The 16,750-nt window shown below is 39.4% G+C and carries 13 protein-coding genes; 7 read left to right on the plus strand and 6 right to left on the minus strand.

All coding sequences use genetic code 11. The annotated features are described in order from the left end of the window. Positions 1-287 precede the first annotated feature (287 nt). From CXF93_RS02690 to CXF93_RS02715, 6 genes are all read left to right on the plus strand, one after another. Positions 288-686: a hypothetical protein gene (locus tag CXF93_RS02690; RefSeq protein ID WP_101060844.1), complete on the plus strand. Its 399-nt coding sequence runs from the start codon at positions 288-290 to the stop codon at positions 684-686. Positions 687-747: 61 nt separating this feature from the next. Beyond that, positions 748-1,236: a hypothetical protein gene (locus CXF93_RS02695; protein WP_101060846.1), complete on the plus strand. Its 489-nt coding sequence runs from the start codon at positions 748-750 to the stop codon at positions 1,234-1,236. Positions 1,237-1,289: 53 nt separating this feature from the next. After that, the gene (locus tag CXF93_RS02700; protein ID WP_101060847.1) at positions 1,290-2,690 is read left to right on the plus strand and encodes a TolC family protein; all 1,401 of its coding nucleotides are present in this window, start codon (positions 1,290-1,292) and stop codon (positions 2,688-2,690) included. 64 nt (positions 2,691-2,754) lie between these two features. Further along, positions 2,755-3,888: an efflux RND transporter periplasmic adaptor subunit gene (locus tag CXF93_RS02705; protein ID WP_232784081.1), complete on the plus strand. Its 1,134-nt coding sequence runs from the start codon at positions 2,755-2,757 to the stop codon at positions 3,886-3,888. A 3-nt stretch (positions 3,889-3,891) separates the two neighbouring features. Further along, on the plus strand, positions 3,892-7,041 hold the full coding sequence (locus tag CXF93_RS02710) for an efflux RND transporter permease subunit (protein ID WP_101060851.1): 3,150 nt from the start codon (positions 3,892-3,894) through the stop codon (positions 7,039-7,041). Beyond that, positions 7,038-7,223, plus strand: a complete 186-nt coding sequence (locus CXF93_RS02715) for a hypothetical protein (RefSeq protein WP_232784082.1) — start codon at positions 7,038-7,040, stop codon at positions 7,221-7,223. Before CXF93_RS02710 ends, CXF93_RS02715 begins: the two co-directional genes overlap by 4 nt. A gap of 31 nt (positions 7,224-7,254) precedes the next feature. Here the strand turns inward: CXF93_RS02715 and leuA are convergent, their stop codons facing one another. The 6 genes from leuA to CXF93_RS02745 all read right to left on the minus strand — a co-directional run bounded on the left by leuA (position 7,255) and on the right by CXF93_RS02745 (position 14,666). Further along, positions 7,255-8,925 carry a 2-isopropylmalate synthase gene (gene leuA / locus CXF93_RS02720; RefSeq protein WP_101060853.1) on the minus strand — a complete coding sequence of 557 codons (1,671 nt, stop codon included), beginning with the start codon at positions 8,923-8,925 and terminating at the stop codon, positions 7,255-7,257. Between the two features lie 341 nt (positions 8,926-9,266). Beyond that, a complete protein-coding gene (locus tag CXF93_RS02725) occupies positions 9,267-10,295 on the minus strand; it encodes a GTP-binding protein (RefSeq protein ID WP_101060855.1) in 1,029 nt (342 codons plus the stop codon). A 264-nt stretch (positions 10,296-10,559) separates the two neighbouring features. Continuing rightward, positions 10,560-10,964 (minus strand): acyl-CoA thioesterase, encoded by a 405-nt coding sequence (locus CXF93_RS02730; RefSeq protein ID WP_369832185.1) that lies wholly within the window; start codon positions 10,962-10,964, stop codon positions 10,560-10,562. 115 nt (positions 10,965-11,079) lie between these two features. Beyond that, positions 11,080-11,724, minus strand: a complete 645-nt coding sequence (locus tag CXF93_RS02735; protein ID WP_101060859.1) for a UPF0149 family protein — start codon at positions 11,722-11,724, stop codon at positions 11,080-11,082. A 77-nt stretch (positions 11,725-11,801) separates the two neighbouring features. Continuing rightward, positions 11,802-12,197 carry a Cu(I)-responsive transcriptional regulator gene (gene cueR, locus CXF93_RS02740; RefSeq protein ID WP_232784083.1) on the minus strand — a complete coding sequence of 132 codons (396 nt, stop codon included), beginning with the start codon at positions 12,195-12,197 and terminating at the stop codon, positions 11,802-11,804. A gap of 69 nt (positions 12,198-12,266) precedes the next feature. Then, the gene (locus CXF93_RS02745) at positions 12,267-14,666 is read right to left on the minus strand and encodes a heavy metal translocating P-type ATPase (RefSeq protein ID WP_101060863.1); all 2,400 of its coding nucleotides are present in this window, start codon (positions 14,664-14,666) and stop codon (positions 12,267-12,269) included. Between the two features lie 296 nt (positions 14,667-14,962). Here CXF93_RS02745 and pgi point away from each other — a divergent pair, with 296 nt between their 5' ends. Further along, positions 14,963-16,600, plus strand: coding sequence for a glucose-6-phosphate isomerase (pgi, locus tag CXF93_RS02750; protein ID WP_101060865.1), 1,638 nt, complete (start codon positions 14,963-14,965; stop codon positions 16,598-16,600). Positions 16,601-16,750: the final 150 nt, after the last annotated feature.

Consider the following 16,750-nt stretch of genomic DNA (forward strand, 5'->3'; position numbering starts at 1 on the left):
TGCTTTAATCAGGACGTTTAAAAAGTAACCTAAGCCATTTTCAAACACCTTTACTTAGCGGCTATTGCCGTTTCAGTGAGGTCGAATTATAGAGATCTACCGCTACATGGCAAGCGTTTCTTAATGAAAAATAAAACAGACTTAAAGACTGTACATAGAACAATCAAAAAGATTATATCAACGACCATATTGTTCAATAAATAACATCCAACCTTTGCGTACAATAGCTATCCCCGACTATATCTATTATTTTAATAGTTACATTTATAGCTCATAGTGAAATTATCATGTCTTTACCTATCGAATATACCCGTGTCAGCCTGCAGGCATTAACGAAAACCAAGCGTCAACGACAACACAAAGCACAATTACTGATTATACGTCATGGCGAAATTAATATTCGCCTAGGCAAAGCGCTAATCCCGCTTAATCAATCGCAATCGATATGGCTACCACATGACTGCTTACATTCAATTGAGTCGGTCACAGCAAGTAAAATTGATATCCTTGTATTTTCAGCTCGCGTTACAACATCATTACCCAGCACATTATGCCTATATACGACGCCGCCACTATTACCTGTATTAATTGATGAACTAACGATAATGGATAAAACCACAATCCACGCTCAGCATTTATTTCAAGTATGCCTAGATCAAGTGCATAAATTAACAGAACATCATTAAGCTATTATTCTTTTATGGGTAAAATTGCGTATAATTAATTTTTCCTTTATTTAAATTAATTATGTTTATTTTCAAATGCGAAGGTTTTAATCAAGAACAAGCAACCATCCAAGTAGCCTCGTTATTGTGGACAGAATCAGGCGAAGTTACCTTTAACGCAAATGATGATAGCTTTGCTTGCCTGTTGCTCACCCAGTGTAAAAGTGACAGCGGTGGTTTTTTCAACCTACTTGCAGGTTGTAAACCGCAATTTATCGAACAATGGTTGGAATATTTAGAAGAAAAACAGTTAATAAAAAAAGTGTCGTTACAGCAAACTGACTATAAAGAAGTGGACTATCCAATTAAATTAAGCCTTGATGATGAGAGTGCTAGTACCTTACTCGATATGTTATACAAGGTTGGTAACTTCAATCGCTTACAGATTTCTCGCTATTTAAAAAACAGAAACAACATTACTTACTTATCGACGAAATATGACAAGGCCGATTTGCAACGCTACCAACAACTCGGTAAGGCGATTAACTTTATTCTCAAACTAAAAAAATGATAGCGTTTACCAGCAGAACCCCTTTACGACGTTAAAATTAGGAACTATTTTTCATGCGGAAAGTAATCTACTTCATTTTGGCCGTTAACTTATCAGGGTGTAGTATTTTTACCCCGCCAGCAGAGATCGTAGCAAATAAGATAATGACACCAGCCGAATGGAGTACGGTGCACCTTAGCTCTGGTCTCAAAACAACCTGGCAAGGTATCACAGCCTATCCACAGTTGACTGGGTATATACAAGAAGCGCTAGCTTACAACCCCCAACTCATTTCCGAACGCTATAATATAGATACAGCAGTCGCCTTAGTGAAACAAACTGATGCCGGACAGTTACCTAAAATTGATTCCTACCTTGCCAGCGGACGTCAGGCTAATAGTCAAGATACCAGTAGTAGCAATTCAATTAATATTGATGTCGGATGGGAACTTGATTACCTTGGAAAATTAAATGATCTCGCTAAGGCTGTAACATTGGATGCAAAACAAGCCGTCCTCAATTATAAGCAGCAGCAATCGAATACCATTGCCCTCATCAGTCAGCAATGGTTTGATCTTATTTTCTATCAACAGCAATTTGCATTAATAAATAAACGCCAACAAAATTTACAGAATAATTTAGATATTATTGAAAATGGCTACGATCAAGGCGTAAAACAATCTCTCGACGTTTATCTAGCCCGTGCCGATTTAGCCAGAGCGCAAGCATCCAAACAAGAAAATTTACAAACATTAAAAAATACCCAACGGCAATTAGAATTATCATTAGGCCGCTATCCTGCAGCAAGTATTCACGCAGATGGTGATTTAACATTTGCAGCCATGCCCGTACCGTCAGGTTTACCCTCCGAATTAATTCAGCGGCGCTTCGATATTCAACAAGCAATGTTGGCACTTACCGCAGAGAATTACCGTGTTGCCCATGCTTATAAAAATAGATTTCCAAGTTTATCATTGTCGTTATCAGGCGGTACTAGTAGCCCTGAATTAAGTAACCTACTGCAACCAGACAGTTTGATATGGTCATTCTTTGCTAATGCATCAACCTCCATCTTTGATGCTGGCACATTAACAGCAAAACAAGCACAGCAAATAGCGAAGACACAGCAAGCCGCAATATCTGTTACTAAAGTTACCTTACAAGCGTTTAGTGAAGTTGAAACGACGCTTGCAGCAGAAGTGACTCTCGCCAATAGAGAGTTACTACAACAAAACGCGGAATACTATTTTAGTGTCGCTGAACAACTTGCATTTGAACAATATATTGCAGGGTTAACGGATTACATAACAGTGCTGGAGTCACAGCGCAGTGCCTTTGATGCACAAACCTCATTACTTACGATAAAAAATACCCGAATTCAAAATCGAATCAAATTATTACTCGCACTGGGCGGAGGTATGCCAACCGAGCTGACGGTTATCACAGAAAAGGACCTATCACGTGTCAACGAATAAGCCATTAAGCAGATTTGAAACAATTTTTCGTTATCTACTACCAATACTAGTTATAGTGATAACCGTGTTAATCGTACGCGTTATCACCTCCACTAGCCCAACATCAGAAAAAAGAAAACAAGCGCAAGGAAACCTATTAACCGTTGAAGTAATGACCATTAAACACAGTGATTTTCCTATAATGGTGAAGACGAACGGCATTATTCAACCGCGTAGCCAAGCGAGTATTGCCAGCCAAGTATCAGGTACTGTCACTCGGGTATCATCGGCATTTATTTCTGGTGGTTTTTTTAATGCTGGTGATGTCTTACTCTCAGTCGATGATCGCGATTATATCATTGCAGTAAAAATAGCCTCCGCAGCGTTAATTAAAGCTAAATTAGACGTCACCGAAGAGCGCGCTAAAAGTAAGCAAGCACAGCGGGACTGGCAACGCCTTGGACGCGAAGGGCAGCCTAACGAGCTAGTATTAAGAAAACCACAACTCGCATCTGCAAATGCAGCACTTGCCTCAGTACAAGCACAGCTAGAACAAGCGCAACTCAATTTGCAACGAACTCAAATTGTAGCGCCTTACGCTGGGCGGGTATTAACTAAAAACGTCGATATTGGTCAATTTGTTACAGTAGGTAGCGCATTAGCGGATATTTATGCCACCGATCAAGTTGAAGTTCGCCTGCCGCTCAATAACCAACAACAAAACTATATCCAACTGCCAGAACAATTTAAACAAGCTAGTCGTTCATACTACCCTCCGGTCAATATTACTGCTCAATTCGGCAGTCAGCGCTATAACTGGTCAGGTAAATTAACCCGAACAGAGGGTGCTTTAGACCCGAAAAGTCGCCAGCTTTATACTGTTGCCACAATAGAAAATCCTTACGGTCGTAATAACAGTAATAAACCCGCATTAAAAATAGGCCAGTTTGTTAGCGCCGAAATTACAGGTAACGTCCTCAGCAATATATTTATTCTACCAACAGCTAATGTGTATGAGGGGGATCAAGTCATTATATTTAAAGATGGTTTACTCCGGCGTAAAGATATAAATGTCATCTGGCGTGATAGCCGCAATACTATCGTCGATGTTGGTATTCATTCGGGAGAACTCCTGGTAACCACGCCGTTAAGCTCTGTGGTATCGGGTAGCAAAGCGCAGTTAACCACATCGCTAAATAATATAGATCAAGGTAACTAATCGATGCATAATTTAATTGCTTGGTTTACCCGTAATCACGTTGCCGCCAATTTACTCATGGTTCTCATCCTTGGCGCCGGTTTTTTCACCCTCAAATATCGGGTTAATTTAGAAGTATTTCCAGATGTCACCATCGATGTCATTAATATAACGATCGCTTTGCCCGGTGCAACCCCTGATGAAGCAGAGGAAAGCTTAGCGATCCCGATTGAAGAAGCTATTCTAGATATTGAGGGTATCGATAAAATAACCTCAAGATCGACTGAAGGCAGTGCAACAGTCAGTGTGGAAGTGGATGCGAAATATGATCAATATCGATTAAAAGATGAAATCAAGAATAGGGTTGATGCGCTTAATACGTTACCTTCAAGCGCCGAAAAGCCGATTATTAGTCAGCCGACATCCAGCAGAGAAGTGATCAGTGTGATGATTTCAGGCGAACTGGCTGAAAAAGAATTACGCCGACTTGGCGAGCAGACCCGAGATCTATTACTGAGTGAGAACAGCATCACCCAAGTCACGCTTGAATCCGTTCGTCCTTATGAAATATCTATCGAAGTATCAGAGCAAACCTTACGTCAATACAATCTAACTATGGATGAAATAGCGACTGCTATTAATGCAAACTCCGTTGACCTCAGCGGGGGGAGTATTAAAACCCCTTCGGGTGAGATCTTATTGCGTAGTAAAGGACAGGCTTATGTCGGTAGTGAATACGCTAACATAATCATCCGTAGTCATGCTGACGGTACGCGTCTGATGTTAAGAGATATCGCCAACATCAAAGATGACTTTGAAGAAACGCCAATCATCACCCGCTTTAATGGTAAACCGGCCGTGATCATTGAGGTTTATCGCGTAGGGTCACAAAGTGCGATCACGATTGCCGATACCGTCAAAGCATTTATTCTAGAGCAACAAGCGTTAATGCCTGACGGAGTAAAACTCGATTATTGGCGTGATGATTCTAAGATCGTAAAATCACGCATTAACACCCTGAGTACCAGTGCGATCCAAGGTGGTATCTTAGTCGCGATAATGCTCACTTTGTTTTTACGCCCTGCTATCGCGTTCTGGGTAACCGTTGGAATCCCAGTCAGCTTCATGGGTGGCGCGATCTTTATGCCAGAAATGGACATTTCCATCAACATTATTTCATTATTCGCTTTTATTATGGTGTTGGGTATTTTAGTGGACGACGCCATTGTCACTGGAGAAAATGTTTATACTCATCTAAAACGTGGAGAGCCGCCAGAAAGAGCAGCTATCATAGGTACACAAGAAGTATCGAAACCCGTTACTTTCGGTATTTTAACAACCATAGCGGCCTTTATCCCACTCACTTTAATTGAAGGTGCTCGGGGCGAAATTTTTGCGCAAATACCCGCCATTGTCATTCCTGTATTATTGTTTTCTTTAATCGAATCAAAACTCATTTTACCTGCGCATTTAAAGCATATCCGAATCCACGGTAGTAACCAAAATCACTTCCTGCGCTGGCAGGAAAGTTTCGCGAATAGTTTTGAAAAAGCGATAATTCGCTATTATAGACCGGCGTTATCGGCCGTATTAGCACGCCGTTATTTATCATTAACCATGGCGTTTTCAGTCATGCTCATCGTCTTAACATTGGTTTCATCGGGTTGGGTGCGCTTTATCTTTTTCCCACGTATTCCCAGCGAAATAGCAAAAGGCGTTATTGCTATGCCGACAGGAACGGATATTGCGATAACAGATAAATACGTAAAAAAAATGTTGGACTCCGCCTTATTACTACAGAAAAAATATACCGACACGGCAACCAATGAAAGTGTTATCAAAGATATCTTTGCCACAGTAGGCTCTAGCGGTGGCAACAGTTCAGGTCAATCACATCGCGGCCGTGTGATTTTCCAAATACAAGCAGAAGAAGAACGGGTTATTGATATTAGTGTGTCAGCCCTCGTTAAAGAATGGCGCGTATTAATTGGCTTAGTACCCGGTGCCCAAAGTTTGACATTTAAAGCAGAAACGGGTCACAGCGGCTCACCTTTAGATATACAATTAACCGCCCACAGCTATGACTCTTTACGCATAGTCGCAGATAAGATAAAACATAAACTCGCTGATTATCCCTCTGTGTTTGATATTGAAGACAGTATTTCTAAAGGTAAAACAGAATTACAGCTAACGATAAAGCCTGAAGCGGAAGCATTAGGACTCAGTTTATCAAATTTAGCCCAGCAGGTAAGGCAAGCTTTTTATGGCGAACAAGTACAGCGGATACAACGGGGTAAAGATGACGTAAAAGTATTTATTCGCTATCCGGAAAATGAGCGTCAGTCTATTTATAATTTAAATAACATGATGATAAGAACCCCAGCAGGTGACGAGATCCCTTTCCTGGAAGTAGCGGAAGTAACCGTCGGCACGAGTCCATCAACAATTATTCGTATCGATAGACAACGTACACTTAATATCACTGCCGATTTGAACAAAGAAACAGGTAACCTCGGCATATTAAAACAAGACCTAACTCACTATCTAGACCAAGTCATGCAGCAATATCCTAGCGTCAGCTATTCGCTTGAGGGAGAAGCTAAAGAACAAGATGAATCTTTCTCTAGCTTAAAACTCGGACTCGTTTTTGTGTTATTTACCATTTACGCCTTACTTGCGATCCCATTTCGCTCGTATACCCAGCCACTCATTGTCATGTCAGTGATCCCCTTCGGGGCAATAGGCGCTATCTTAGGCCATATCATCATGGGTAATCCACTGACATTAATGAGTATTCTCGGCATGCTGGCATTAACGGGAGTGGTCGTGAATGATTCCTTAGTATTAGTCGACCATATTAATAAGCAGCGTGCAGACGGAGTACCGCTTCAAGAAGCAGTAAGAAACTCAGGCGTGGCACGCTTTAGAGCTGTAATGTTAACTTCAATTACGACCTTTGTAGGCTTAATGCCGCTACTATTTGAAACCAGTATTCAGGCACAATTCCTTATCCCAATGGCGATATCATTAGGGTTCGGGATCATCTTTGCCACTGTGATAACTTTATTTATCGTGCCAATTAATTATCTATTATTAGAAGATTTCGGACGCTTAGTTACATGGCTAAAACGTCTGTATCATCGGCCGTCAAATGACACGACCAATAAAGTGTGAATGTCGAAGTCTGGCAACAAGCACATATAGAGAAACAAACTCATCGTAGTTTATGTGAAGAGAAAACCAGTAACATTTATCGTTTGGCGCATGAGGATAACATCGGCGTGAAGTTTATTTATCAAGGTAAAGGCGGTAAAACTTTAGGCTCTAGGGCTGTTGATATTTGTGAAATAAGTTAATAAAACGGGGCACTATGTATGCCCCGTTTTATTAGGCTACAGCAAGATTTTTAATCGACTCTAATTGATTGACTGCATTTAATAACGCCGTCAATGACGCAGTTAAAATATCATTATGGATCGCAACACCGATAACGGATTCCGTTGCCGTCTTAATTTTCAGATAAGCAATGGCATTTGCATCAGTACCTTTACTTAATGCGTGTTCACTAAAATCAACCACTTCAAACTCAAGATTAAAATGCTGCTTTAGTGCTTCGATAAAGGCAGTTAAGGCACCATGTCCTTCACCTATAACGCTAATGCTGCGATCACCATCTGCCAAACGCGCTTGTATGTTATCAATATCACCATGGCTAACAGTGTAATCGGCTAATTGATATGACTGATTAGGGTGAGCATAAGTCGACTTAAATAGCTGCCATATTTGTGGGACCATTAACTCACTCGCAGTCGCTTCAGATTGCTGTTGTACAACAGCAGAAAAATCTATTTGTAACCAACGTGGTAACTGCGCGCCATATTCCTGTTCAAGTAGGTAGGCAATCCCACCTTTACCAGATTGACTATTTACACGAATCACATGTTTTAATGTACGGTTTAAATCGGTTGGGTCAATAGGCAAATAAGCGACATTCCAAGTACTTTCAGGTGATCGTCGATCTAAGCATTTCTTGATGGCATCCTGATGACTACCTGAAAAAGCGGTATAGACTAATTCGCCAACATAGGGATGACGGGGATGAACAGGTAACTGGGTACACTCAGAAATAGTACTAATAATATTATCAATATCACCAAGCTGAAGTTCAGGATCGACACCTTGACTATAAAGGTTCATCGCCATGGTGATAATATCCATATTACCGGTACGCTCACCATTACCAAGTAAAGTGCCTTCGACGCGATCCGCTCCAGCCATCACAGCTAATTCAGCAGCCGCCACAGCACAACCGCGATCGTTATGCGTATGCACACTGACTGTAATAGCCTCTCTATTTTTCACCTGCCCACAAAACCATTCAACTTGATCTGCAAACACATTTGGAGTCGACATCTCGACGGTGGCGGGTAAATTAATGATCACCGGATTTTCTGGCGTTGGTTGCCAAACGGCATTCACCGCATCACAGATATCAACGGCAAAATCCAACTCAGTGCCAGAGAAACTCTCAGGAGAATACTCAAACTGCCATTGCGGACCAGAGTTTGCGTCTGCATGCTGCTTCACCCAAGTTGCCCCTTGTACGGCAATATCAATAATACCTTGACGATCTTTTTGAAAAACCAATTCTCGTTGTACTGTCGATGTTGAATTATAAACATGAATAATGGCTTGTTTAACACCTTTTAACGCCGCGAATGTCTGTTCAATAAGACTCTCACGGGCTTGGGTTAAAACTTGAATAGTGACATCATCAGGGATTTTATTTTCTTCAATTAACCAGCGAACAAAATCAAAATCCATTTTCGATGCTGCAGGAAAGCCAACTTCAATTTGTTTAAAGCCCATCGCTAATAATAATTGGTAATAACGACGTTTTTGGGCAACAGTCATCGGTTCGACAAGGGCTTGGTTACCATCACGTAAATCTACGCTACACCACAGTGGTGCTTGGGTAATACTGTTATTTGGCCATTGTCGATTAGGCATTTTTAGGATAGGAAAAGCTTGGTACTTAGTGTGATTAAATGCTGTCATATTAAGATCCTTTTACGTATTTACAATCACATCATCAATGATGAATTAGCGGTTATCGCGCGTGGTAAAATCAGCAACTAAGCACCACATTCAAGGCTTAATTGCTGTATCCAAGTCGCATACGTAATAAAGATTTAATTTGTTTATAATCCATCATCGACACCAAGTATTTAATTATCTAAAGTTATACTTAGAGTATACGTAAAAAGGTGCAGTCAATGATTGTTTTGTTGCTATAAATACCCTAGTACATAGCAATGTATAGCTAAGATATTCAGTAATTAAGCTATATCTAACCAATCTGGTTTTAAAAATACAATTTAGAATTCATATGCCATGATTTATTTTGGGAGCAGAGAATCACATAATGCCTCTTCTAATTGTTGCCAAGGTAACTCGATCATACTGATTATTTCGATTTTACTCGTCTCTAATTCACTTATCGGCATGAAATCACATTCACCATTAATACTGTTTATCGCAAAACAACCTTGCTCGGTCTTGATCGCGGCTTTCAAGCGGACAACTTCTAAAGGCTCTAACTGTGTAGCAAGCGCCATTAAATTGAATGTCTGATGCTGATTAAAGATCCAGCCATAACTAAATAACCCTTGCCCACTCCCATGATTGCGTTCAAAACGCGGATCAATAACTAATTCGACCAGTGCTTGTTGATGATGGTGGCCATGACTGTGTTTTAGATGTGCGGATAAATGTTGAGAACGGCGTTGCTCATCAAGTGATAATGTAAGCATATCAATGGAAAAATCACCATGATGTGTCCATAATACTGATTGTTTAGCAGGAGACAATTGATGACTAAAGTCCATGAAACGTACTTTATCTGCTTTATTTAAGTGTTCAGTTTTATTCGCGACAAGTACATCAGCCAAACTAATTTGATCTTGAAAGTGATTATTTTCAACGTATTTAGCATCATTAAGATGGCTCGGATCAACTAAGCATATAGTTGCATTAAGCGCTAACACGTCACAATAAAACTCACCGGACAAGTCTTTAATCACTTGCTGTAAATGCCCCAGGCCTGTGGGTTCGATTAAAATACGATCTGGTTTAGCCTTGCTGATCAACATATTTAACCCCATCTTCATGGGTAACCCCGCAACACAGCATAGACAGCCCCCAGGTACTTCTTTGACGATAATACGCTGTGCTTGATCAGTTAAGGTATCAGTAAAAGCAGACAATAGAGTGCCATCAATGCCAATTTGACCAAATTCATTGACTAAGATCCCCCACGTTTCATCTGCTGGCTTCTGTTTAAGCAATTGCTGAATGGCCGTGGTTTTACCCACACCAAGAAAACCAGTAATAATATTGGTCGGTATTTTATTTGCTTGTTTCGACATGAGGCTCCTAACTGTGACGGATATATAATATCGGGATGACACGTTCATAGCTGTTGCAGTTTTGATTTACAGAAAGATCAGAGAAAATGTTTTGTACTAGGTAATAAAACTTGGAAGTAGGTTATTAGAGCTGTAATAAGTGGACTTATCCCACTTGGCGCAGAACTAAATTCGAGCAATAAATGAGTGACCGCTGCAACATGTCTAGCGCATAATAAATATATGACCGTTACAGCAGTGTTTAAAAAATAAGTAGTTTCTTAATTAAACGCTAGATTCATCTATGAGCGGCGTAGGTTTTCTATTCTCATCGACAGCCACTAAACTGAACATACCAGAAATAGCTTTGGTACGACCTTCTTGGCTCATTGATTCAACAAATATATCCACTTTAACTCGGATTGAAGTACGCCCAACTTTATCGATAGTGCCAACTAATTCAACGATAGAGCCAGCCGGTATTGGGTGACTAAAATCAATTCGATCCGAAGACACTGTCACTAAGGCTTTATGACAAAACCGAGTAGCGGCAATAAAAGCTGTTTCATCCATCCAAGATAAGGCTTGCCCGCCAAACAGGGTATCATGATGATTAACCGTAGATGGGAACACCGCTTTACATACTCTAGTTTCTGCACGTTTTAACTTTTCTTCGATAGATATAGACATATATTCGCCAATGTTAACTTTAAAGATCTGAACTATCATCCAGATCCCGAAACAAAAGGCAAAGACATTCTAACAAACCAGATGTTTCATCGTTAAATGAGTGACTAATGATTAATTAATCATCAAGTTCACTATCTTCCCAGTCGTCATCATCATAATTACCACTTGCTAATGCGGCTTGTTCAATCACTTCAGCATAAGCAATAATAAAATCAGGCATCATGTCTAATACAGTCTGAGTAAATGCTTCCCACTCAGTTTGCTGCAAGTCTGCAATTTGTTGTGCTGTGCCTGCACAAGAAAAATAACTTAAACACAAGTATGCCATTTGTAGCGCTTGGCTAATCTCGCTGTGATCTTCTAATGAGTTAACTAAGCTTTCATAATAAAAAGCAGCGCCAATCGCAAAACCAATTGACCAATCATTTAACGCTTCACCAGATTTAAAGTTATCAGAAAAATTTGCAGTTTCAATGCATTCTGCAGGTAATAGAGCGCCAGAGTCATAAACTTGCTCGCTGATCTCATTATAAACAGAGATAATAGCGAATAATTTATCGTCAGAAATATTACCTGGTGCAGCACCACCAAAGATCATATCCATCCAATCTTCAGTTTCTACAGGCGCAGGAGCTGCCACTAAACCAAAGAAAAAACCTTTCATCGCAACCAGTGATAAAGTTTCTTTTGGTGTTTCATCTCCAGATAACCAATCTGATAATAATATTTCGTCTTCACGTGATAACGCTGATTCAGTCATATAAAACCTTTTATTTCACAAATTTTTTGTCGTGTTATTTAATGCCTAGTTTACTGTAAAGTCAGCTGCAGTGATATTTATTCAACAGAAAGCTGATCTAAAATAGCGCACTGTGAAGAATCATCACCCTTACAAGAAGAAGCTAATGATAATAACGTACTGTGCATCCCCTGTAATATTGCAATGCGGGATTCAATATCAGCAATTTTTTCTAATGTCAGCGCTTTTACCTGAGCAGCAGTGCGTTCTTCACTGTTATAGAGATGAACGAGTTCTTTACATTCTTCAAGGTTAAACCCGGCATCACGCGCTCGTTTAACAAAACTCAACTCATCAATGATACGTTGGTTATAATATCGGTAACCATTATCACCGCGTATCGGTTCTGAAGTTAAAGATATACTTTCATAATAACGTATCGTTTTTGTCGATAGACCAACGTCTTTCGCTACTGAACTAATATTTTTCATCATTTGACCTATTACTTTGTTATTTTAAGGATCTCAGCCTACGTACTCACAATACGACAAGCACTTATGATTCTAAAACTTAGGTTTCCAGCGCTTAATCAATAATGAATTAGACAATACTGCAATGCTGCTAAACGCCATCGCGGCTCCCGCTAATTCAGGGCTTAAATAACCCATCGCAGCAAGTGGTAGTCCAATAACATTAAAAATAAATGCCCAAAATAAGTTTTGCTGGATCTTACGCCACGTTAATTTAGAGACATCCATTGCAGCAGATACTAGACGAGGATCATTTCTTAATAAGGTAATGTTAGCCGTTTCCATCGCTACATCCGAGCCAGAGCCCATTGCAATACTAATATCAGCCTGTGCTAATGCAGGCGCATCATTTATACCATCACCAACCATAGCGACAAACTTTCCAAGCTGTTGTCTATCTTTAATATAATTCGATTTATGCTCAGGTTTAACATGTGCGTAATAGTTATCAACGTGTAATGCTTGCGCTATTGTTTCTACCGCGATCTCGTTATCACCACTAAGTATCGTTGTATCTATACTATCTCTTTGCAATAATTTAATTGCAGCACGACTTTCTGCACGTAAGGTATCTGCAATGATAAATAGTCCGACAAGGTGGCCATTTATTGCGACCCACATTTGTGAACCGACATGCCCACGAGATTTAGCAAGTAACGAGTCGCCATCTTGAGTATCAATATTCTCAGCAAGCATCAATTCTTTATTACCGATAAAAATATTTTCTTCAGCAATATTCCCTTTAATACCATAGCCGATAATGGTTTCAACTTGCGAAGCGGCTAATAATTTAAGCTGTTTATCTTTAGCATAACTAATGATCGATTTTGCTAGAGGATGCTCACTAAATTCTTGAACCGCGGCAGCACTGCGAATTAAGGTGTCTGTATCATACTCAAAACTATGGACAGCGATAACTTGAGGTTTGCCTTGCGTTAAAGTACCCGTTTTATCTAACATTACATCGGTAATTTTATGCGCTTTCTGAAGCGTATCAATATCTTTAATTAAAATACCTTGTCGCGCGGCAGCACCAGTTCCCGTCACGAGAGCCGCTGGAGTAGCAAGCCCTAAGGCGCAAGGGCAAGCAATAACCAAGACCGCAACAGCAGCAATAAGGCCATTTTCAAAATCACCAAAGCCTAAATACCAGACCAAAAACGTTAATGTTGCAATAACTAAGACAACGGGCACAAAAATATTACTTATTTTATCAACGAGTTGCTGAAAAGGTGCTTTAGCCATTTGTGCTGTTTCGACAAGAGATATAATTTTATTTAAACTCGAATCTTTACCTACCGCATTAACCCGTAGCAATAAAACACCAGTACCATTAATAGAACCACCAATAAGTGCTTCTCCAATATTCTTCACAACGGGTAAACTCTCCCCTGTGATCATCGATTCATCTAATTCACTTTTACCGTCAATAATGATGCCATCTACCGGCACTTTTTCACCTGCAAGTACCCGGACTTCATCACCGATAACAACTTCTTCAATCGGTAACGTTAGCCACTCTCCAGCACGCTTGACATGCGCAACTTCCGGTCTCAACATCATCAATTCATAGATAGCCGAAGATGTACTTTGTTTGGCATTCTCTTCTAAATATTTACCTAACGATATTAAAGTGATCACGACGGCACTGGCTTCAAAATACACCAGACCTTGTACAGCCTCACCAAACGTTAAAAATAAATACAAACTATAGAAATAAGCAGCACTAGTACCAGTAGCGACAAGAACATCCATATTGGCAGCACTATTCTTTAATGATTTATATGCCCCTAGATAATATCGGCGACCGATAATAAATTGAACTGGAGTAGCTAAAGATAATTGCAGCCATACAGGAACCATAAGGCTAATATCATCAATAAACATCGTTAACATACCAGCAAGTAAGGGTAATGTTAAAAATGCAGAAATAATCACAAATAATAGCTGCTGTTTATTTTGTCTTTTTAATTCAGCAGCTCGAGCTAAGAGGTTTTCTGTTTGTGATACCACACTCCCTTGATTAACCGTCGCTTGGTAACCAAGGTTAATGATCACATTCATAATATCTGCAGGGACAACACCGCCAGAAAAATACGTTAAAGTAATTTTTTCGCTCGCAAAATTTGCTTCCACAGTTAATATATCTTCATTCATTAATAATTTAGATACTGTTTTAGCCGCGCAGTTAGCACAAGACCAACCACTAATAGAAAGTGATAATTCTTCAGTGTGGTAAGTATAATTCTTATCATCTAAAACAGCTTTTACTGCATGGCTTGACGTAATATCAGCTATATTTACTTGAGCAGTGTTAAGTGCAAAATTAACTCGAGCCTCAATACCATTTTCAGAATTTAAAGCTGATTCTAATTTGGATGCACAACCGGCACATGACATGCCTTCGATACCAATTGAAAGTGTTTTAGACATAACGAAAAACCTTATTAATGATAATATGCGTAAAATATAACCTTTACCCTTAGTGTAAGGTCAATACTCATATTAAGCCATTTTCCCTTAAATATTTTGTAACAAGGTGTAACATGCAGTAAAAACGCGATAAGCCTAACATTAACAATATTTTTTTTATGAATAATAGCTATTATGTAATAAAATTACTTACATAGTTAAGCTACATCAGATTAAGTCACCTTTAAATCGCTTTACCAGCTCGATATGTAGATTAATTACCACATTCCATTTAGTTAAAAGTGAAAAATAACATCATGAACCCAACAAAAACGAATGCTTGGCAAGATTTAACAGCACACTACTCAGACATGCAGAAAACTAATATCGGCAATTTATTTGCTGATGATACCAATAGATTTGAGCAGTTCTCCAAGCTGTTTAACAATGATATTTTATGTGATTTCTCTAAAAATATCATTACACAGTGCACACTAAAAAAATTGACGGCACTTGCTCGTGAAGTTGATTTACCTTCAGCAATTACAGCAATGATTTCAGGTGAGCAAATCAACCAAACCGAAAAAAGAGCTGTATTACATACCGCACTGAGAAATCGCAGTAATACACCTGTAATGGTTGGTGGTAAAGATGTGATGCCAGCAGTCAATGCCGTATTAGCGCAAATGAAAACCTTCTGTCATGAAATAATTAGTGGTAATTGGAAAGGTTATACCGGTAAAGCAATTACCGATATTGTAAATATAGGTATTGGTGGTTCTGACTTAGGTCCTTACATGGTTACCGAGGCCTTACGACCTTACAAAAATCATTTAAATATGTATTTTGTTTCTAATGTCGACGGTACTCATATCGCCGAAACACTCAAAAATTTAAATCCAGAAACAACTCTCTTTCTTATTGCATCGAAGACCTTCACAACACAAGAAACAATGACTAATGCACACAGTGCAAGATCATGGTTCTTAGCAAGTGCTGAAAATGAAGAATATGTTGCGTCTCACTTTGCAGCACTATCAACGAATGCAACCGGTGTTCAAGCTTTCGGAATTGACACTAAGAACATGTTTGAATTTTGGGATTGGGTTGGCGGTCGCTACTCACTTTGGTCAGCAGTTGGTTTATCTATCGCATTGAGTATTGGCTTTGACAATTTCGAAGAGTTACTTAGCGGTGCACACGATATGGATAAGCACTTTGTTGAAACACCACTAGAAGATAATATTCCAGTAATCCTAGCATTAATAGGCATTTGGTATAACAACTTCTTTGGTGCTGAAAGCGAAGCTATTTTACCTTACGATCAATATATGCATCGTTTTGCAGCTTATTTCCAACAAGGTAATATGGAATCAAATGGTAAGAGTGTTGATCGTGACGGTAATGCAGTAGATTATCAAACAGGTCCTATTATCTGGGGTGAACCAGGCACGAACGGTCAGCATGCTTTTTATCAATTAATCCATCAAGGTACCAAGCTGATCCCTTGTGACTTTATTGCACCAGTTCAATCACATAATAAAATTTCCGATCATCACGCTAAATTAATGTCTAACTTCTTTGCACAAACAGAAGCGTTAGCATTTGGTAAAACAAAACAAACGGTGATTGATGAACTCACTCACTCTGGCATGTCAAAACTAGATATTGCTGCATTAGCTGAATTTAAAACGTTTACAGGTAATAACCCAACAAACTCTATTTTATTCAAACAGCTCACACCTAAAACACTTGGCTCGTTGTTAGCGATGTATGAACATAAGATCTTCACACAGGGTATTATCTGGAATATCTTTAGCTTTGACCAATGGGGTGTAGAGTTAGGTAAGCAATTAGCAAATCAAATTCTACCTGAACTAAATGATGATCAATCAGTTGATAGCCATGATAGTTCAACAAATGGTTTAATTAATACCTTTAAGGCTTGGCGTTAAGACTAATCCCAACACGCTTCAATAGATAATATAGTCTATATGAGCTAACACTAAATACATCAAAAACCAGCCGTAGGCTGGTTTTTTATTGGCTATCCTAGCTACTCACCATCCCAATAAACGTACTTAGCACTTTAATTAAGCGCAAGT

The sequence above is a fragment of the Moritella sp. Urea-trap-13 genome, assembly GCF_002836355.1.
Lineage (GTDB): Bacteria > Pseudomonadota > Gammaproteobacteria > Enterobacterales > Moritellaceae > Moritella.